The sequence below is a fragment of the Muricomes intestini genome (genome assembly GCF_004346165.1).
In the GTDB taxonomy this organism is placed as follows: Bacteria; Bacillota; Clostridia; order Lachnospirales; family Lachnospiraceae; genus Muricomes; species Muricomes intestini.
This window is the reverse complement of sequence record NZ_SLZZ01000028.1, coordinates 25,563-44,157: the sequence shown is the minus strand read 5'-3', so window position 1 is coordinate 44,157 and position 18,595 is coordinate 25,563. Positions and strand designations below refer to the sequence as shown.

Here is an 18,595-nt window from a genome sequence, read left to right as displayed (position 1 = left end):
GCCCCCTGATACCTACGGATTGCTCCGCACTTTGCGCTCTCGCAATCCTAAAAACATTCGAAATTCGCCCTATTCGGGCTACTTTCTCATGTTTTATGGGTCCCAAGGCCATACTTTTCCATGCAAGCATGAAACGCATGGCCTTTTGACCCTGGTATCATAAAATAAGAACAGAGTATACAAATTATGCGGTTTGTAGCCGAAAGAGAACGATTCTTTGATATTGTACTGATTTAGATACAGGAAGAGGGGTTTGAAGCTTATAGGAAGGGCTCCAAAGTGATATAATATAACTAAAGCATACAGGAAGGAAGGGAGGAAATTGGTAATATATGAAATTCTTATGTTTTCGGTTGGGCTGTCTTTAGACGTGTTTGCATATGCATTATATAAAGGAGCTATGATGCCGGAAATCAGCAAATCTTCTTTAATAAAAATTGGCAGTATATTTGTACTGTGGCAAATGACAAGTCTCCTGCTCGGACATATGGTTACCAATATCCCAATGGTAAAGGAATCAGCACAGCAGGCTGCTGTTCACTGGCGCTACATATCGGTGTTTATCTTTTGCGGCCTGGGCCTGTATATGATACTGAAGGGAGGACAGCAAAAGGTAATCATTGAACGGAAGGAAGATAAGCTAAAGCTGCGCCAGATTGTTATATGGGCATGTATTACAAGTATAGATACATTTCTCGCAGGAATTGGATTTGGATTTTTTCGGACAAATTTTTTGGTTACAATTCTGATCATCGGCATTATTACAGCACTCAGTGTCATTGCAGGCATCTATTCAGGATATTGGCTGGGGTGTCAGTCCAAGAAAAAAGTTGTAACCCTCGGAGGCTGTATCTTGCTGCTTGGAGGCATTGAACTACTAATTCGGGGAATAAACTAAAGAGGATTGGAAGAAAAAGGAGGAAATGAGCTATGGGTAAAATAAGGCATCAGGCAGAACGGGCTGCATTTGGAAAGGTGATAGATTCTGTATTAAAGTACATTAACAAGGACAGAGAAAAGAATCTTCTGAAAGCAGTGGATTTGACGGAAAGCTTTGCGAAGGACAGATTCAAGCCGGAGAGCTATGAGGCTGCCAGGAGGATGATACGGGATCAGGACGGGAAGTGGATGACTTATGTTAATCGTCTGCTTGATGAAGTCAGCCCCAATGTTATCCGCACTACAGTTATGGATTTGGGTTTTGAAGCTATGTTGAGCGGTACGAAAATTATGCACGAGAACCGTGAGAAGTATGACTGCAACATACCCTGGTTGATTTTGATGGATCCGACCAGCGCATGCAATTTGAAATGTACCGGCTGCTGGGCTGCTGAATATGGGCATACGCTTGCATTGTCCTATGATGAAATGGACAGCATTATTACACAAGGGAAGGAGCTGGGAATATTTTTTTACATGTACACAGGTGGCGAGCCGCTTGTAAGAAAGGCAGATATTATTAAATTGTGCGAAAAACACAATGACTGTGCTTTTCATGCATTTACCAACGGAACCCTTGTTGACGATGCATTCTGCGAGGAAATGGACCGCGTGGGAAATCTTTCCCTTTCTATCAGCCTGGAAGGGTATGAGGAAGTAAATGATGGCCGCCGGGGTGCCGGGGTGTTTGACAAAGTAATGAAGGCTATGGACACATTAAAAGCGCACGGGCAGATATTCGGTACATCTATCTGCTATACAAGGGCTAATATTGACACGGTAACTTCTGATGAATTTCTGGATATGATTATTGAAAAGGGATGCCGTTTCGCCTGGTATTTCCATTATATGCCAGTTGGGAATGACGCTGCGACAGAACTTTTGCCAACGAAAGAGCAAAGAGAGTATATGTATCACCGGATCCGCGAAATACGTGCTGTGGAAGGCGGCAAACCAATATTTGCTTTTGATTTCCAAAATGACGGCGAGTATGTGGGCGGATGTATTGCCGGAGGAAGGAATTACTGTCATATCAATGCAAACGGAGATGTGGAGCCGTGCGTATTTATACATTATTCCAGTGCAAATATCAGAGATGTAAGCCTTTTGGAAGCACTGCAGCAGCCACTGTTCAAGGCATACAGGGACGGGCAGCCATTTAATAACAACCATCTGCGTCCTTGCCCGATGCTGGAAAATCCAGAATTATTAAGAGAAATGGTGAAAAAAACCGGGGCACAATCTACAGATTTACAGTCGCCGGAATCAGTGGAGCATCTTTGTGCAAAATGTGATATGTATGCACAGGAATGGAAAGAGAAAGCGGATGAGCTTTGGGCCAAGTAAGGTGAATATAGTTGAAAAAAGGGCTATCAAAAATCTGGAGACCGGCATTTTTTGTCTTGGTGATCCTCATAATCTACATGGTCTTCAAGGATTCCTGGGGAGATATATGGGGTGCGCTTAAAAACACATCATGGAAAGTACTGGCAGGAGTAGTCATCTGCAGTGTGCTGTATAACTGTTTTGACGGTGTTGCAGTGACAAAACTCCTGCGCAGCTGTGATGATAAATTTCCATGGAATGAAGGAATTAAGTGTTCCTTTTATTACAGCTTTTTCCGTGTAGTTACCTTTGGAAGCGGAACAGCTGCAGCCGGAATGTATTACGTAAGCAAAAGAGGAATCCCTGCTGTCAGGAGTCTGGGGATATTTACTTTAAATTATATAGTGCAGCGGATTGCAGTATGTCTGTATTTCATATTCAGCTTTCTTGGAAACTATCAAACGATGCACCGGTATTTTGGAGGCTACGGGAGATATATGCTCTATGGTGTGGCACTGGCGGTTCTGGTTGTGGCAGCCCTGATTATATTTTGTATTTGTGAACCACTGCATACATGGGCGTTTGGGCTATTAGAAAAAGTGGTCAGGAAAGAAAAAAATAGGGGAAAGATAGCAGAGTGGAAAGAAAGAGCAGGTACGCTGCGCACTGAGGCACAAGGGCTTTTGAAAGATAAGAAGCTGCTTTTAGAAGTGTTGCTGCTGAATTTTTTGAAATTGAGTGCATGGTATCTGATACCGGCTGTTGTTTTCGGTAAGATGGAATCCCTGAGGCTGCCCCTTCTGATGGCAACAACCTCTATGGTGCAGGCCCTTTCCGGTGTCATTCCGGCACCGGGCGGTGTGGGGGCTGTGGAGTTCGTGTTCGCCTCACTGTTTACTACGCTCGTCGGAAGTGTGGATGCGGTTTCTGGAATGCTGCTGTACAGATTTTCGACCTATATACTTCCCTTTGTTTTGGGGATACCATTGGTATTAAAGAACTCCAGACGTAAAAAATGAAAAATCTGATGATTCAGATTTTTCATTTTTGTTTCACTTAAAAAGTTTTAGGCTGTGTCAGGATTGATTTCACATGGTCTACTTCCTGCTGATTTGCTTTTTCTGCAGGAACATAATAGCTTTTTTCTCTTGCTATTTGATAAAGCTTTTCCTGGGACATTTCGCATTCATTGCGGATTTGCTTCAGGCATTGTTTCAGCTCTTTGTTTTCCGTCTGTGCAATCATGTCGCCGAACATTTTCAGTTCTCCGTTTACTCCGACTAAGGCATCGGATACCATAGTTTTTTCATTCATATACGTCACCTCTTATAAAAATTTCATCAGTTCCTGTTTGTTTTTCATTGCAGAATCAGCGGCATCCTGGAAAAGTTTTTTCACTTCAGGGTCCTGAGTCTGTGATGCATAATCAGTCATCTTGCAGTGTGTTGTGTCATACCCCCCAATCAGATGACGTAAGTTTTGCAGATCAAGCATTGAAATATCGGACATAATTTGACCTCCTTTGAGAAATAATATTTTCGAGGTTTATTATGTCCTTTAAAACAAATAATATACGTACTATTTAGGCCGTAATCGAGTATGGAGAACAAATTCTGAAAACAATTCCCGCATTTCAGGTGACGAGCGGTACATGCATTCCGGATGCCACTGAACTCCTATGGCAAAAGGATGGGATGACATTTCTACCGCTTCAATTGTTTTATCTGTCGCATGGGCGCAGGCAGTCAGATTTTTTCCCAGCATGCCCACGGTCTGGTGGTGAAAGCTGTTTACTTTCAGATGAGAGCCGATGTATTTACAAAGCTGCGAATTTTTTTCAACACAAATTTTGTGGCTGACCTCCGCCCGGGAATAGGATTGCTGCATGTGGTTCAGCGGATGTCCGGGCTGCAGGGAGATATCTTGATAAATAGTGCCTCCGCAGGCTACATTAAACACCTGCATACCGCGGCAGATGGAGAAGACGGGTTTTTTTGTGCTCAAAACAGCTCTCATCAGACGAAGCTGAAACAAATCAAGGGTGACATCGGTTTTTCCAATACCACTTTTGGGCTCTTCCCCAAACAGCAGAGGAGTGATATCGTCTCCCCCGCAGAACAAGAAACCATCGCAGAAAGAAATATATTCTTGAATTGCATTGTCTGAGCGTATTACAGGAAGGATAAAAGGGAGTCCGCCTGAATACCTGACGGACTGGATATAAGTGTTGGTTACAAATTGCCTGTCATCCGTAAAACCACAGACAACAACTCCGATTTTTGGTCGCATAAGCACTCCTTTTCTGGCATAGGATAGTTCGGCAGAGGAGAACCCTGCCGGTTATGGTGGTTATAGCGTATGTAAAAATGTGGTAAAATATACCTATGCACAGACATATTGGCTTTGGTAACTGCTCAGAGCCAAGCAGCGAGGAAACCGTAGATTTTCGAGCTGGGTTCAGAACAGTTACTGATTTTGCATAAATAGTGCGGGATGAAGAAAATAAATAAAAATATAAAAATACCTTATCTAAAATTTTTTCATGACGATATTAGAATTAGAATGTAAATGAACTCATTTCAGGGTATCTGTTATATTCTTTACATAACTATCAGCCTTCATCCAGGGCCCGGGTGAAAGGTTTGCATAGATAAAAAAGAAACCAGGGGGAAAGGGAATTCCCCGACACAATTCAAGGAGGTATTTTATTATGAGAATCCAACATAATATTGCGGCTTTAAATTCATACCGCAACTTAACAAACAATAACAGTGCAGTGTCTAAGAATCTGGAGAAACTGTCCTCAGGTTACAGAATCAACCGTGCAGGTGATGATGCAGCCGGACTTGCTATTTCCGAAAAAATGCGCGCTCAGATCACAGGTCTTGAGACAGCACAGAAGAATGCCAATGACGGCATCTCTTTAGTACAGACAGCAGAAGGTGCACTGACAGAAGTACACTCCATGCTGAACCGTATGGTAGAGTTGGCTGACCAGTCTGCTAACGGAACATATGACGATCCAACAGACCGTGCAAATCTTCAGAAAGAAGTTACATCTCTGACAGCGGAAATCAACAGAATTTCTGATGGAACAAACTTCAATGGAATTAATCTGCTGAATGGTTCACTTGCAACATCAGGTCTTACTCTTCAGATTGGTGATACTGCAGATCCATTTAATAAGCTGACGGTCACAATTGGAAATATGTCTGCTGCTTCTCTTGGAATCGCCGGCATTAACATTGGTACTCAGACTAATGCAGCAAGTGCGATTAGCCATATTAAGGATGCGATAAACCTAGTATCAACTACTCGTGGTAATCTTGGCGCTACACAGAACCGTCTGGAGCATACAATCAACAACCTGAGCGTAACTTCAGAGAATATGACTGCTGCAGAAAGCCGTATCCGTGATGTTGACATGGCAAAGGAAATGATGGCTTACACGAAGAATAATATTCTGGTACAGGCTTCTCAGGCTATGCTTGCACAGGCTAATCAGATTCCACAGGGTGTTCTTCAATTATTACAGTAATTATACTTAGAACCGATTAAAAACAATGAATATGAGGGCTGCCACATTAGCTGATAAAAGCTGCTGTGTGCGGCCTTTTATTCTTAGAGGGAAGGAACAGAGAAATGGGAAAAAGAGTGCGTCTTTCACAGTGTATGATTGTGAAAAATGAAGAAAAAAATATTGAAAAGGCATTATCCTGGGGTAAGGAAGTTGTGTGCGAACAGATTGTAGTGGACACCGGTTCTACGGACAGGACCGTAGAAATAGCGGAGCAGATGGGGGCAAAGGTTTTCCACTATAAATGGCATAATGACTTTGCTGCAGCGAAAAATTATGCAATAGAGCAGGCGGCAGGAAACTGGATTGCATTTTTGGATGCGGATGAATATTTTACTCAGAAGGACGCAAAACAGCTGAAGATTTTTCTTAGGGATATTTCTGCATCGTTTCCTGTTCCGGACATGGTGACCTGTCCCTGGATGCAGTTAAATGATGAGGGACAGATATTTGCAGTCTCGGTTCAGCAGAGGATTTTCCGCAACATTCCGCAGATTCGGTATGAGAATAGAATTCATGAGGCCTTATCCAGGACGGATAAGAGACACATGACCCAGATCCGTACGGAAGATAAATTTCCCATTTATCATACCGGATATACAAAGGAAGCCTATGAGGAGACAAGGAAGACAACAAGGAATAAGGAAATTCTGATTAGTATTCTGAAGGAAAATCCGGAGGATTATATAAATTTAGGATATCTGGGGGATTCCTATTTTGCCGAGGGAAATGTGGAAAAGGCCGAGGAGACGTTTAGAGAGGCTGTGGCTCATCACAGTCAAGTTCCTTCGGCTGCCCGTAACAATACGTCTTTCAGTAGTCTGATGAGGATTATATACCAGAAGAATGAATCGGATGCAGAAAAAGAAATGCGCATGATTTATGATCAGTTTGCAGAAACCGGGGAAAACTGCCCGGATATGGAATATTGGATGGGGCTTGGTATGATGCAGAAGAGGAAGCTTAAGGATGGTATATATTGGCTGGAAACGGCCTTAAAAAAGCTGGAACAATATCAGGGTGATGAAAGTTTATTTATTATGGCTAACCAGAGCGAGACATATAGAGTCCTTGCATATGCAAACAAGGAGCTGGGAGCTTTGTCACAGTCCGTCCGTTACTGTACGATAGCGCTTCGTGCAGATAAGAAGAAGGCAATGCCTCTTGCGCTGCTTCTTCAGCTTTTTGCAGAGGATCAGGGGACAACCGCCGCGGCGGCACTTGAATTTTTGTCAAAGATTTATGACTTTTCGGATGTGTTGGACCGAGTTTTTGTGTTGGAGGTGGCAAAGAAAGCATCTTACCCAGGATTAGAGAAGGAATTGTCCTGTATTATGACAGAAGAGGACTGGAAAGTACTGGAAGAGATGCAGGGAGAAACTCAAGGTGCGTAAGGAGGAATGAACATCTAATGAGAAAAGCACAGAAGGAAACAGCACTAAGTTTTGTTCAGACACTGTATCAGGCGAATGAACATATCAAAGAGCTGCTTGATCAAAAGGACACTGTCCAGGCGATGGAACTTTTGGGACAGTGTCAGCAGGAGGCAATCAGCTTTGGAGAATTGCTGGAGAAGACTGAAGGTGAAGCATGCCCTACAATTGGATATATAGAACAATATTGTGAAGAAACGTACCAGCTGTATGTAAAATTAAGGGAAAATGAACCTGTAAATAATAAGCAGACACATAAATTATTCCGCAGACAGCTGATACAGGTTGAAAACAGTGTCAAAAATGATATTCTGCAAGAGCTGGAGATTGTGTTTCTCCCATATAATGCCTCTATGTGGGATTCTCTGGAGAGTGTATGGAAGGCGGCAGATGAAGATCCCTGCTGTAATGTCTACGTAATCCCCATTCCTTATTACGATAGAAATAAAGACGGGAGTTTGAATAAGGAACATTGGGAAGGAAATCTATTTCCTGATTATGTGCCTGTTACCCGGCATGAGGACTATGATTTTGCTGAACGCAGACCGGACGTCATATTTATTCATAATCCTTATGATAATTTTAATTATGTTACTAGTGTTCACCCTTTTTTCTACTCAAAAAATTTAAAAAGATTTACGGATAATCTTGTTTACATTCCATATTTTATTTTAGATGAAATTTCACCGGATGATCGGCAGGAAATCGAAAAAATGAAACACTTCTGTACAGCGCCGGGTGTGATAAATGCAGATAAGGTAGTTGTACAGTCAGAGGATTTACGTCAGATTTATATTGATGTTGTGACTAAAGCGGCAGGAGCAGACACCAGGGGATATTGGACAAAAAAGATATCCGGTCTTGGCTCACCCAAGGCAGACAAAGTGTTGAATTCCAAAAAAGAAGATCTGATAGTTCCGGACGGGTGGATGAAGAAGATTCGAAAACCGGATGGAAGTTGGAAGAAGATTATCTTTTATAATATCAGTATTGGTCCGTTTTTATACTATAGAGATAAGATGTTGGATAAGATAAGGGATGTCCTGGAAATATTTGAAGAAAACAGGGATGATGTGGTATTACTGTGGCGTCCCCACCCTCTCTTGGAAGCAACCGTTGAATCCATGCATCCTGAGCTGCTAAAAAGGTATCAGGAATTAGTGGATGATTATCGGAGAAGTGATTGGGGAATTTATGATGATACAGCGGATATGAACAGAGCAGTTTTGTTGAGCGATGGATATTATGGAGACACAAATGCTTCAGCAGTTCCGCTCTACGGTATCACAAGAAAGCCTGCGCTCATACAAGACCCCAATGTAAATATGAAAGACAAAAGCTTTAAGCTCTCTTTTGAGGATGCTGTGATTGAAAAGGAAAAGCTGATATTCCCCACAGGTGACTGCGACATGATCTGTTTGTATGATTTTAAAAATGGAATTACTAAGAAATTTAAAGGATATGCGTCAGAGGACATTTTTAAACAACACCAATATGGAGCTGTTTGTAAATATGGCCCCCATGAGTATTTATTTGCTCCGTCATCAGGTTCAAAAATTTTGCTGTATCATTCAGAAAAAAATGAATTTTCATATATAGATATTGAGAATGTAAAGGGTGAAAGTTCAAAACTGTTTGGTACAACATTACAAAATGGAAAATATGTTTATCTGCTCCCAGGTACATATCCGGCGATTGTACGGTTTGACTGTGAGGATAACACGGTTGACTATTACGGCAATTGGCTGAATAAGCTGAAAAACCATGTGAAAAAAGGAGAGGAGCTTTTTGGACATGGCTGCGGTTTAATAGGAGAGAATTTATTTCTTGCAAGCAAAACAGCAAACCAATTAGTAAAATTCAACCTGCTTACTCAAGCGGAAACCTTGATAACAGTCGGGAGCAGTGATACCTCTTATAGTGCAATCTGCTCAGATGAAAAAAATTGTTGGCTGGCTACTTCGGATGGAACTGTTATGAGATGGGATCCTGTCAGCCAGAAATGTGAAATAATAGATCTGCCTCAAGATATTGGTTCAAGTGGTTATTTATCTTTCTCGGGCCTGCTGTATTTTGATAAACGAATCTATGCAGTGCCATATTCTGCAAAAGACGCAGTTGTGATAAATCAAGAAACTCTGCAAGCCCGGATTTTGCATACGAATGATACGATGGAATCCTGTTGGTGTTCTTTTAGCAGGATTACGGAAAATAAGCTATATCTGTATTATTCTGAACAGCGGAGATTGCTGGAAATAGATTTGCTGCAGGGAAAGCCGTCTAATAGCTATACTATTTATGAGGATCAGGATGATCCCATTTCCAGGAAAGATTTTTATTGGAAGAATTGTTGGGATAAGTCAAAGAATCAATATATAGAGGCTGATAGCAACTCATTGAGCTTTTTCCTGGACGCTGTAAAACGCAGCAGTATAGACGGGCATAGGGAAAAAGCTGGATTAATAGGAAAACAGATATGGGATAGTATTGTTAATGCCTGAAAAGAGGAATATGGATATGAAACGAGTTATAACATACGGCACTTTTGATTTACTGCATTATGGGCATATAAATATTTTGCGTCGTGCAAAGGAGCTGGGAGACTATCTTATCGTCGCCTTATCCACTGACGAATTTAATTGGAAAGAAAAGCATAAAAAATGTTATTTCAATTATGGGCAGAGAAAGCGTTTACTTGAAGCTATACGCTATGTAGATCTTGTTATACCGGAAACCTGTTGGGAGCAGAAAAGAACGGATCTGCATGAATATCATGTAGATACATTTGTTATGGGAGATGACTGGAAAGAAAAATTTGACTTTTTGCAAGACGAAGGTGTTGAAGTCGTTTATTTTCCCAGGACACCAGAGGTGAGCACTACACAGATAAAACAAGATTTAAATCAAACACTAAGAGCAGCAGGAAGCGAGAGCTGGAAAGGGGACGAATATTATGAAACAGGTTCAGAAGGATGAAAATTGTATTTCAATCATGCCAAAACGCATTGTGACACTGCCTGGTTCCAACCCTGGTTGGAGTAATGTAGAGCTAATTAAGGACTGTGGTTTGATTCCATGGCTTCTGCATAAAAATCACGGCCACGATGTCAGCATGGTCGGATATAAGCGTGAGGATGATTATCCTTACCTGCGAAAATATGTCAAAGGGCTGAAAATGGAATTTCTACCTGATGAAAGCGAAGAAGCGCGTGCAAACTACATACTTGAAAATGCAAATCAAATCGACTGTCTAATCCTTAGAGGATGCTATACTTCCAATTTTGTTCCTGCCCGTTTATATAAGCAGACAAATCCAAAAGGAAGAATCTATGTCGGACTGGACGCAAACAGCCACTGGATGGACCGGATCATATGGAACAATCCGAATTTCACACAATTTATGGATGACTGTGACGTCATTGCTACCTCCTGCCGGGCTATGCAGCGGCATTTGAATGAAAAATGGCCATGGATCATTGAACATATTCCCAATGGTTATTATAACTTCGGCCCTGACTTCTCTGTGCCCGAATTTGAAGAAAAGGAAAATGTCATTTTGACGGTATCCCGGCTGGGCACAACTCAAAAAGCTACAGAGATATTGATGCGGGCTTTTGCTATCATAGCAGGGGAAATACCAAGCTGGAATTTAAAGCTGGTGGGAAATGTAGATGAAAAGTTCAGAAGCTTCATTGAAAGGTATTTCAAAACCTTTCCTAAATTAAAAAAAAGAGTTTTGTTCACCGGGCCAATTGTAGAACGGGACAAGCTGGCGGAACAATACAGGAAGGCCAAAATTTTTGCTCTGCCCTCCAGGTTAGAGGGAGGGACACCCAATGTAATCGCAGAAGCTTTAATTGCTGGCTGTGCTACTGCAGTAACAAAGTTTGATGCCTATGAGCAGGCCATTGATGGGGGAAAGTGCGGAACATTTTCAGAAATAGATGATATCAGGGGATTTGCTAACGTCTTGCTTTCATTATGCAAAGACAAAAATCTTCCCTATCTTTCCGAACACGCTTATCAATATGCTAAAAAGTGTCTGGATATGGAAAAAATAACAACTAAACTTAATTATATGCTTTTTGGAGGGAGAGAATAAATGGGAACAGTCAAATTTGAAAATAATACTTTTATCTACACCGACGGAGTTAAAAGTACAAGCCTTTTAAACTGTTCAGATTTTTTGTCTAATAAAAGCCGGATTCCTTTGCACAGTCTGGGAAATGGTTTGAATGTGCCTTTGCTAATTTCAAAGCTGGTGGAAGTAAATAAACCTCTCAGCGCTGGTACGGGTGAAGAAGCGTTTGCTTTATCGAATCTTTTGTTGGATGTTCTGGTATCCTCTCATCTGGTAAAAACTCCACTTCCTGTGAAAGCTTTGGAAATTGGAACAGTTACAGGAGTGACCACCTATCATCTGGCTTCACTTTTAGGAAAATTCCATCCAGATTCTTTGTTGTGCTGCGTCAGTGATTCCATTGGAAATGAAAGCGGAAACCAGTGGCTTAACCGCATCGTCCTTGTGGAAGAGCCGCCGAGACTTTCCTTTCTGGCTGCGGATTATCACGATACAAATTTACAGGAAAGCAGCTTTGATATTATTGTAATCAACGGAATCGTAAGCTATGAAAACCCTTATGAGATTGTGTCCGAGGCAAAAAGACTCGTTAAAAACGGCGGGCTTATTCTATGTTATTCTGTTGAGAACCCTACTTTAGAGCAAAGTTTTAAGAAGGTATTTCCTAAGGTGACCGAATATCCTCTTACAGGCTCTGCGAATATTATAACTGTACAAGTTGATAAAACAAGGAAGACAGAAGCCCTGTATAAGCCTATGGAAGAGATATACCGCTATATAAAAGAGACAGAACAGACTATTTACAAAAATGCGGAGATCAATATAAATTTTTCTTTAAACAAAATTCAGGAGCATCTTGAAACTGCGGCAAAAGAGCAGGATACAACGGCAAAAATCCGGTTGATTGAACTGAGAGAATCCCTGATTGAGTATGCATTGTTCTAATTTTAAGGGTTTTCATTGTGTTGGAAAAAGAGAAATTGTATAATCACATTAATCTGAAAAGAGTTCAGGGTGAGATAAATAAAAGGTGACGGTCGTTCTTTGTTATCTTTGATTTTTAAGTTATTGCGCCGGGGTAGGGTTGGTGCTATAATAGGCAAGATAAAAAATTTTAAGAAACAAGAGAGACGGAGGGTTATATGGAGAGTAAGAAAATCATACAGGTGGAAGAGAAAGTACCATTTAAGCTGCTGGTGCCTTTGAGTATCCAGCATATGTTCGCAATGTTCGGAGCATCGGTTCTGGTTCCTTTTGTATTTGGAATTAATCCGGCAATTGTATTGCTTATGAATGGAATCGGAACTTTAATATTTATTTTCATAACAAAGGGAAAAGCACCGGCATACCTTGGCTCCAGTTTTGCATTCCTGGCACCGGCAGGAATTGTTATCAGCAAATGGGGCTATAATTATGCCCTGGGAGGATTTATCGCGGTTGGAATCGCCGGGTGTATTCTGGCACTGATTATTTATAAATTCGGCTCAGAATGGATTGATATTGTACTTCCGCCGGCCGCTATGGGGCCGGTTGTCGCACTGATTGGACTTGAGCTTGCAGGGACGGCAGCGTCCAATGCAGGCTTGAAGGATGAAGTGATAGATTTGAAAAATGTCATTGTCTTTTTGGTAACACTGTTGACTGCAGTGCTTGGATCTGTTTTGTTCCGCAAGTTTTTATCGGTTATCCCAATTTTGATTGCAATTATTGCAGGATATGTGGCATCACTCATCTGCGGTATAGTAGATTTTAGCGAGGTCAGCAACGCAGCATGGTTTTCCTTGCCTAATTTTACGGCACCAAAGTTTAAATGGGAGGCAATCGTTATTATTCTCCCGGTTATTTTGGTTGTCACATCAGAACACATTGGTCATCAGATTGTGACAAGTAAAATTGTAGGAAGAGACTTAATTAAGGATCCGGGACTTCACAGGTCTTTGTTGGGAGATTACATATCAACCATTCTTTCTGGTCTTGTAGGTTCTGTCCCAACAACAACATATGGTGAGAATATAGGTGTTATGGCAATGACCAAGGTGTACAGTGTCTATGTTATCGGAGGGGCGGCTGTGCTTTCTGTCATCTGTTCCTTTATCGGGAAGATGACCACATTGATTAATACCATTCCCGGACCGGTAATCGGCGGAATTTCGTTCCTCCTATACGGAATGATCGGGACCTCCGGCATCCGTATTCTGGTGGATGCACAGGTGGATTATGGAAAATCCAGGAATATGGCGATGACATCGGTCATTTTTGTCACCGGGCTTTCCGGGGCTGCTGTGAAATTTGGAAGTATCCAGCTTTCAGGCATGGTTCTCGCCTGTGTAGTGGGAATGCTGATGGGACTCATGTTCTTTACATTGGACAAGCTGAAATTGACAAATGACCGGGAGGAAGGATAGCTGGCGAGGCCCGCGTAAATAAAAATGCCGCCAAGCAACTGAACTGCAGATGCTTGGCGGCATTTCTTTACATTAAAGCTCCTGATTACGGAGTACTTTATAAATTGATGATTTTATAGGTGTGCTTTGAGTGCGGCAATAAAACATTGAGTATATCATCTGTTTTTACCTTCATGTATCCGGTTGTTGTTCCGTCACTGCATCCGTAATATTTATTCGCCACAACATCTCGGTCGAAAATCACCTGTATTGTTTTCTCCCAGTCAGTGAGTGTGGAAAAGACAGTCGCAGCTCCGATTTTTGTTCCCAGGATTTCTTCAAACAGCTCCTGCGGAGCAAATGATACCCGGGAAATATCCAAAGCCTCACAGAACTTTTTTGTATTGAAAGCTTTTTCCCCTGTTGTAATAAAAAGATAAAACAAGGTCTTCTTTTTATTGCACAGAAATAAAGTTTTCACCATTTCCATATTCAGCTTTTCATTAATCAGAATACAGTCCTCCATTGAAATTGCTTCGTCCGTTTCCACTCTTTCAAAAGGTATTTTAAGCTGACCTAACACCTTGTATACTTCTTTTTGCAAGTCAGTTATAAATTGCGCCGGAGGCGTACTAAAAATATTACTTATATAAAACATATCAATCTCCTGTTCTTTTTCAGTATTGTTTAATTTAGCAGTAGTTATCGAAGTTTGAATGTTAAGTACAAGTAAAATGTATTACCTTTTATATATTACTAAGCGTACAATACACCAGAATGTACTTAACACTCAGCATACGGGGGCGGGTTAACGCCTGATGTAAAACCGGCAAATATACGATAATTAGACATCTCAGACTCCTCCTTAAAAAAATTGATGAAAATAGATATATGATGTGCGGGTCCCAAAGTCATGCTTTTTCATGCAAGTATGAAACGCATGACCTTTTGACCCTGGTATCAATATATTATAATTTTATAGCTCCTGCATTTTCATAGCACGTACTTTAAGCGGCAGTCCGAACAGATTAATGAATCCTTCTGCATCATGATGGTCATACAATTCACCTGTGGTGAAGCTTGCCAGTGATTCGCTGTATAAAGAGTATGGAGAAGTTGTTCCTGCTTTAATAATATTTCCTTTATATAGCTTGAATTTTACTTCACCGGTCACATATTGTTGTGTAACGTCCACAAAGGCCTGGATTGCTTCACGCAGTGGTGTAAACCATTTTCCTTCGTAGACAATCTGAGCAAACTTGTTGCCCATATCTTTTTTTACATCATAAGTGGCACGGTCCAGAACCAGTTCTTCCAGCTGATCATGAGCTTCCATTAGAATGGTTCCGCCCGGTGTTTCATATACGCCCCGGGACTTCATGCCGACAACGCGGTTTTCTACAATATCTATAATACCGATGCCATGTTTTCCGCCAAGAGCATTCAGCTCTGTGATAATTTCTGAAACTTTCATTTCTTTTCCATTTAGGCTCTTTGGAACTCCGGCTTCAAATGTCATGGTGACATATTCTCCTTCATCCGGTGCTTTTTCGGGAGAAACGCCCAGTACTAACAAATCATCATAGTTTGGCTCATTTTCCGGGTCTTCCAGTTCCAGGCCCTCGTGGCTGATGTGCCATAAGTTACGGTCACGGCTGTAGCTGTGTTTCGCATCAAAAGGAAGGTCAATTCCATGCTGGCGGCAGTATTCGATTTCATCTTCACGGGACTGCATAGTCCATACATCTGTCATTCTCCAGGGAGCAATGATTTTGATATCCGGTGCCAGCGCTTTGATTCCAAGCTCGAAACGTATCTGGTCGTTTCCTTTTCCTGTTGCACCATGGCAGATAGCAGCAGCCCCTTCTTTACGTGCAATCTCAACCAGCTTTTTAGCAATCACGGGACGTGCCATAGAAGTACCGAGTAAGTATTTGTTTTCATAGACAGCCCCTGCTTTCACACATGGCACAATATATTCATCGCAGAATTCATCAATGATGTTTTCTATGTATAATTTAGAAGCACCTGATAATTTTGCTCTTTCTTCCAGTCCGTCAAGTTCTTCTCCCTGCCCGCAGTCGATACAGCAGCAGATAACTTCATAGTCAAAGTTCTCCTTTAACCACGGGATGATTGCGGTAGTGTCAAGTCCTCCGGAATATGCCAATACTACTTTTTCTTTACCCATTTCATTTGCCTCCTAAATATATTCATTCTATGTTGTTACGTTTCACCTTACATGGAGCTATATAAGCTACCACATACTATACACCATAATTTATAAATATGCAATAATAAAAGATAAAAATATGGATTTATACATAAAAACTAAGGATGAATGCATATAACCACACCTAATATGCAAAATTGATGTGAAAAAGAGTACAGAATATTCTGAAAACGGTGCGCAAAAGGGACAGTCCCCTTTTTCTTTTTCTACATCCGTAGTATAATAACTTTATTATTAAGAGATAAGGAGTTTGGCTATGATTTATTTTAATTGTGACTATAATGAGGGGGCTCATCCCGAGGTGCTGGGCAGGCTCTGTGAGACGAATATGGAGCAGACGTCCGGTTATGGAGCAGATATTTATTGTGAACGGGCACGTGGGGTTATCCGGGGACTATGCGGAAATGACAGGCTGGGAGTGCACTTTCTGGTTGGCGGGACACAGGTTAATCTGACGGTGATTGCCGCTGCGCTGCGGCCCCATCAGGGGGTGCTGGCGGCTGAATCGGGACATATTAATGTGCATGAAACAGGTGCCATTGAGGCCTGTGGGCACAAGGTGCTGACAGTTCCTTCGGAGAATGGGAAAATTTCGGCCCGGCAGGTGGAGGAAGTTTATCGCATTCATGTGGAGGATGAAAGCATGGAGCACACTGTACAGCCTAAGATGGTGTACATATCCAATCCCACAGAGCTGGGGACAATTTACAGCAAGGCTGAACTGGAAGAATTGTCTGCAGTCTGCAAAAAGAATGGTTTGTATTTGTTTATGGATGGGGCGCGGCTTGGATATGGACTGGCTGCTAAGGAAAATGATTTGGATTTGAAGATAATAGCCGAATTGTGTGATGTGTTTTACATTGGCGGTACAAAAGCCGGAGCCTTATTCGGTGAAGCTGTGGTGATTTCGAATCCGGCGCTCCAGGAAGATTTTCGCTATATTATAAAGCAGAAAGGCGGGATGCTGGCGAAGGGAAGACTGCTCGGCATACAATTTCTTGCACTGCTGGAGAATGAGCTCTATTTTGAGCTTGGGAAGCGGGCAAATGTGATGGCAGATATAATCCGCAAAGCATGCAGGGAGAGCGGATATCCTTTCCTGATTGAAAATACGACGAACCAGATTTTCACAATCATGCCTGATGATAAGCTGGACAGTCTTCGGGAAAAGTATACATTTTCTTATGAAAAAAGGATAGACGAATCTCACAGTGCCGTGCGTTTTTGCACCAGCTGGGCTACAGAGGAAGTAAATGCACAGAAACTTGCAGAAGACATTTCAAATGATTGAGAAAGGAAGAATATGATATGGAAAATTTTCAGTATTTTACACCAACAAAAGTGGTCTTTGGAAAGAAGACAGAATTACAGACGGGGACATTAATTCAGGAATATGGCTGTAAAAAGGTTATGGTTCATTACGGAAGCGGAAGTGTTAAGAAATCAGGGCTTCTTGAAAGAATATGCAAGTCTTTGGAGGAAGCAGGAATTGCATATATTACATTGGGCGGTGTTGTGCCAAACCCTCACCTATCCCTTGTCTACAAGGGGATAGAATTGTGTAAAAAAGAAGGTGTCGATTTTATTCTGGCTGTCGGCGGCGGAAGTGTGATTGACTCTGCAAAAGCAATAGGATATGGGGTGACAAATCCCGGAGACGTGTGGGATTTCTATGAGAAAAAAGGGAGCCCAAAGGCGTGCCTGCCCATAGGGGTAGTTCTGACCATTGCTGCAGCCGGCTCTGAGATGAGTAATTCTTCTGTTATTACGAAAGAAGAAGGCGGAATAAAAAGAGGGTGCAACAGTGATCTTGCCCGCCCCAGATTTGCCGTCATGAATCCGGAATTAACTATGACATTGCCGGAATATCAGACTATGAGCGGCTGTGTGGATATCATGATGCATACAATAGAGCGGTACTTAAACCGTGCGGATAATATGGAGCTGACAGATGGAATAAGTGAACACCTGCTTTGCACCGTAATGAAAAATGCGAAGATCCTTTTGCATCACCCTGAGAACTATAATGCGAGGGCAGAGGTAATGTGGGCAGGAAGCCTTTCCCATAACGGCCTGACCGGATGCGGCACAGACGGGGGAGACTGGGCTACCCACCAGATAGAGCATGAACTTGGCGGTATGTTTGATGTGGCCCACGGCGCAGGCTTGGCAGCTGTGTGGGGGAGTTGGGCGAGATATGTAGTTTCTGAAGGAACAGAGCGTTTTGCCAGATTGGCAGTGAGAGTGTTGGGGGTGTCGGAGACAGGCAGTGATATGGAAAAAGCTTTAAAAGGAATTGAAGCCATGGAAGAATTTTTCCGCTCCGTAAATATGCCTATATCCCTGGGGCAGCTGGGGATAAAACCGACAGAGGAACAGATGAGGGAAATGGCAGAAAAGTGCACTTTCTGGGGTCAAAGAACAATTGGATGCGTGAAAACTTTGGCTCAGGAAGATGTTTATCAGATATACCGGAAAGCAGCTTTATAGAAAGCAGGAGCGGATTGTAATAGTTCAGGAGGGCAAGTTCGATTGCACAGGGCCGTTCGTGAACATTTCTGCCCTCCTAAATAGTTACGAAAATTTCTTGACAAACTATAAAATATGTGTAAAATGAAATGA

General features: G+C 41.9%; 17 protein-coding genes. 12 read left to right on the top strand and 5 right to left on the bottom strand.

The features are described 5' to 3' along the window. The first annotated feature begins 322 nt into the window (after positions 1 to 322). Genes EDD59_RS14870 through EDD59_RS14860 form a run of 3 tightly spaced genes read left to right on the top strand, consistent with a single transcriptional unit; the run spans position 323 to position 3,284 of the window. Positions 323 to 898: a manganese efflux pump MntP gene (locus EDD59_RS14870; RefSeq protein WP_132383284.1), complete on the top strand. Its 576-nt coding sequence runs from the start codon at positions 323 to 325 to the stop codon at positions 896 to 898. A 32-nt stretch (positions 899 to 930) separates the two neighbouring features. After that, positions 931 to 2,286: a radical SAM/SPASM domain-containing protein gene (locus tag EDD59_RS14865; protein ID WP_132383281.1), complete on the top strand. Its 1,356-nt coding sequence runs from the start codon at positions 931 to 933 to the stop codon at positions 2,284 to 2,286. Positions 2,287 to 2,297: 11 nt separating this feature from the next. Then, positions 2,298 to 3,284 carry a lysylphosphatidylglycerol synthase transmembrane domain-containing protein gene (locus tag EDD59_RS14860; RefSeq protein ID WP_132383277.1) on the top strand — a complete coding sequence of 329 codons (987 nt, stop codon included), beginning with the start codon at positions 2,298 to 2,300 and terminating at the stop codon, positions 3,282 to 3,284. A gap of 37 nt (positions 3,285 to 3,321) precedes the next feature. Here EDD59_RS14860 and EDD59_RS14855 read toward each other — a convergent pair whose 3' ends face one another. From EDD59_RS14855 to EDD59_RS14845, 3 genes are all read right to left on the bottom strand, one after another. Beyond that, positions 3,322 to 3,579 (bottom strand): spore coat protein, encoded by a 258-nt coding sequence (locus tag EDD59_RS14855; protein WP_132383275.1) that lies wholly within the window; start codon positions 3,577 to 3,579, stop codon positions 3,322 to 3,324. Between the two features lie 12 nt (positions 3,580 to 3,591). Then, entirely contained in the window at positions 3,592 to 3,774 is a 183-nt protein-coding gene (locus EDD59_RS14850) for a hypothetical protein (protein ID WP_089984974.1), read from the bottom strand. A 69-nt stretch (positions 3,775 to 3,843) separates the two neighbouring features. Further along, complete coding sequence (locus tag EDD59_RS14845) at positions 3,844 to 4,554, bottom strand: gamma-glutamyl-gamma-aminobutyrate hydrolase family protein (RefSeq protein WP_132383273.1); 711 nt, start codon at positions 4,552 to 4,554, stop codon at positions 3,844 to 3,846. Positions 4,555 to 4,975: 421 nt separating this feature from the next. Between EDD59_RS14845 and EDD59_RS14840 the strand changes: the two genes are divergently transcribed. From EDD59_RS14840 to uraA, 7 genes are all read left to right on the top strand, one after another. After that, the gene (locus tag EDD59_RS14840; RefSeq protein ID WP_132383271.1) at positions 4,976 to 5,803 is read left to right on the top strand and encodes a flagellin N-terminal helical domain-containing protein; all 828 of its coding nucleotides are present in this window, start codon (positions 4,976 to 4,978) and stop codon (positions 5,801 to 5,803) included. Positions 5,804 to 5,907: 104 nt separating this feature from the next. After that, positions 5,908 to 7,236, top strand: coding sequence for a tetratricopeptide repeat-containing glycosyltransferase family 2 protein (locus tag EDD59_RS14835; protein ID WP_132383269.1), 1,329 nt, complete (start codon positions 5,908 to 5,910; stop codon positions 7,234 to 7,236). Between the two features lie 17 nt (positions 7,237 to 7,253). Continuing rightward, positions 7,254 to 9,776, top strand: coding sequence for a hypothetical protein (locus tag EDD59_RS17975; RefSeq protein ID WP_207670416.1), 2,523 nt, complete (start codon positions 7,254 to 7,256; stop codon positions 9,774 to 9,776). A 16-nt stretch (positions 9,777 to 9,792) separates the two neighbouring features. Continuing rightward, entirely contained in the window at positions 9,793 to 10,251 is a 459-nt protein-coding gene (gene tagD, locus EDD59_RS14825; protein WP_132383267.1) for a glycerol-3-phosphate cytidylyltransferase, read from the top strand. Then, entirely contained in the window at positions 10,229 to 11,377 is a 1,149-nt protein-coding gene (locus EDD59_RS14820; protein ID WP_132383265.1) for a glycosyltransferase family 4 protein, read from the top strand. The genes tagD and EDD59_RS14820 overlap by 23 nt, the downstream gene beginning before the upstream one ends. After that, a complete protein-coding gene (locus EDD59_RS14815; RefSeq protein ID WP_132383263.1) occupies positions 11,378 to 12,301 on the top strand; it encodes a class I SAM-dependent methyltransferase in 924 nt (307 codons plus the stop codon). It abuts the gene before it with no gap. A gap of 197 nt (positions 12,302 to 12,498) precedes the next feature. Then, positions 12,499 to 13,761, top strand: a complete 1,263-nt coding sequence (uraA, locus tag EDD59_RS14810) for a uracil permease (protein ID WP_132383261.1) — start codon at positions 12,499 to 12,501, stop codon at positions 13,759 to 13,761. A 97-nt stretch (positions 13,762 to 13,858) separates the two neighbouring features. Here the strand turns inward: uraA and EDD59_RS14805 are convergent, their stop codons facing one another. Further along, positions 13,859 to 14,398, bottom strand: coding sequence for a prolyl-tRNA synthetase associated domain-containing protein (locus EDD59_RS14805; protein ID WP_132383259.1), 540 nt, complete (start codon positions 14,396 to 14,398; stop codon positions 13,859 to 13,861). A gap of 318 nt (positions 14,399 to 14,716) precedes the next feature. Beyond that, the gene (locus EDD59_RS14800) at positions 14,717 to 15,931 is read right to left on the bottom strand and encodes an argininosuccinate synthase (protein ID WP_132383257.1); all 1,215 of its coding nucleotides are present in this window, start codon (positions 15,929 to 15,931) and stop codon (positions 14,717 to 14,719) included. Positions 15,932 to 16,229: 298 nt separating this feature from the next. Between EDD59_RS14800 and EDD59_RS14795 the strand changes: the two genes are divergently transcribed. Both EDD59_RS14795 and EDD59_RS14790 read left to right on the top strand, forming a co-directional pair. Then, the gene (locus EDD59_RS14795; protein WP_132383255.1) at positions 16,230 to 17,264 is read left to right on the top strand and encodes a threonine aldolase family protein; all 1,035 of its coding nucleotides are present in this window, start codon (positions 16,230 to 16,232) and stop codon (positions 17,262 to 17,264) included. A 17-nt stretch (positions 17,265 to 17,281) separates the two neighbouring features. Next, positions 17,282 to 18,463: an iron-containing alcohol dehydrogenase gene (locus EDD59_RS14790; protein ID WP_132383253.1), complete on the top strand. Its 1,182-nt coding sequence runs from the start codon at positions 17,282 to 17,284 to the stop codon at positions 18,461 to 18,463. Positions 18,464 to 18,595: the final 132 nt, after the last annotated feature.

What these genes read in the sequence shown, in the direction of transcription:
- EDD59_RS14820 (WP_132383265.1), top strand. Translation starts at nt 10,229, where the DNA reads ATGAAACAGGTTCAGAAGGATGAAAATTGTATTTCAATCATGCCAAAA.
- EDD59_RS14840 (WP_132383271.1), top strand. Translation starts at nt 4,976, where the DNA reads ATGAGAATCCAACATAATATTGCGGCTTTAAATTCATACCGCAACTTA.
- EDD59_RS14795 (WP_132383255.1), top strand. Translation starts at nt 16,230, where the DNA reads ATGATTTATTTTAATTGTGACTATAATGAGGGGGCTCATCCCGAGGTG.
- EDD59_RS17975 (WP_207670416.1), top strand. Translation starts at nt 7,254, where the DNA reads ATGAGAAAAGCACAGAAGGAAACAGCACTAAGTTTTGTTCAGACACTG.
- EDD59_RS14815 (WP_132383263.1), top strand. Translation starts at nt 11,378, where the DNA reads ATGGGAACAGTCAAATTTGAAAATAATACTTTTATCTACACCGACGGA.
- uraA (WP_132383261.1), top strand. Translation starts at nt 12,499, where the DNA reads ATGGAGAGTAAGAAAATCATACAGGTGGAAGAGAAAGTACCATTTAAG.
- EDD59_RS14865 (WP_132383281.1), top strand. Translation starts at nt 931, where the DNA reads ATGGGTAAAATAAGGCATCAGGCAGAACGGGCTGCATTTGGAAAGGTG.
- EDD59_RS14855 (WP_132383275.1), bottom strand. Translation starts at nt 3,579, where the DNA reads ATGAATGAAAAAACTATGGTATCCGATGCCTTAGTCGGAGTAAACGGA.
- EDD59_RS14805 (WP_132383259.1), bottom strand. Translation starts at nt 14,398, where the DNA reads ATGTTTTATATAAGTAATATTTTTAGTACGCCTCCGGCGCAATTTATA.
- tagD (WP_132383267.1), top strand. Translation starts at nt 9,793, where the DNA reads ATGAAACGAGTTATAACATACGGCACTTTTGATTTACTGCATTATGGG.
- EDD59_RS14845 (WP_132383273.1), bottom strand. Translation starts at nt 4,554, where the DNA reads ATGCGACCAAAAATCGGAGTTGTTGTCTGTGGTTTTACGGATGACAGG.
- EDD59_RS14790 (WP_132383253.1), top strand. Translation starts at nt 17,282, where the DNA reads ATGGAAAATTTTCAGTATTTTACACCAACAAAAGTGGTCTTTGGAAAG.
- EDD59_RS14835 (WP_132383269.1), top strand. Translation starts at nt 5,908, where the DNA reads ATGGGAAAAAGAGTGCGTCTTTCACAGTGTATGATTGTGAAAAATGAA.
- EDD59_RS14850 (WP_089984974.1), bottom strand. Translation starts at nt 3,774, where the DNA reads ATGTCCGATATTTCAATGCTTGATCTGCAAAACTTACGTCATCTGATT.
- EDD59_RS14800 (WP_132383257.1), bottom strand. Translation starts at nt 15,931, where the DNA reads ATGGGTAAAGAAAAAGTAGTATTGGCATATTCCGGAGGACTTGACACT.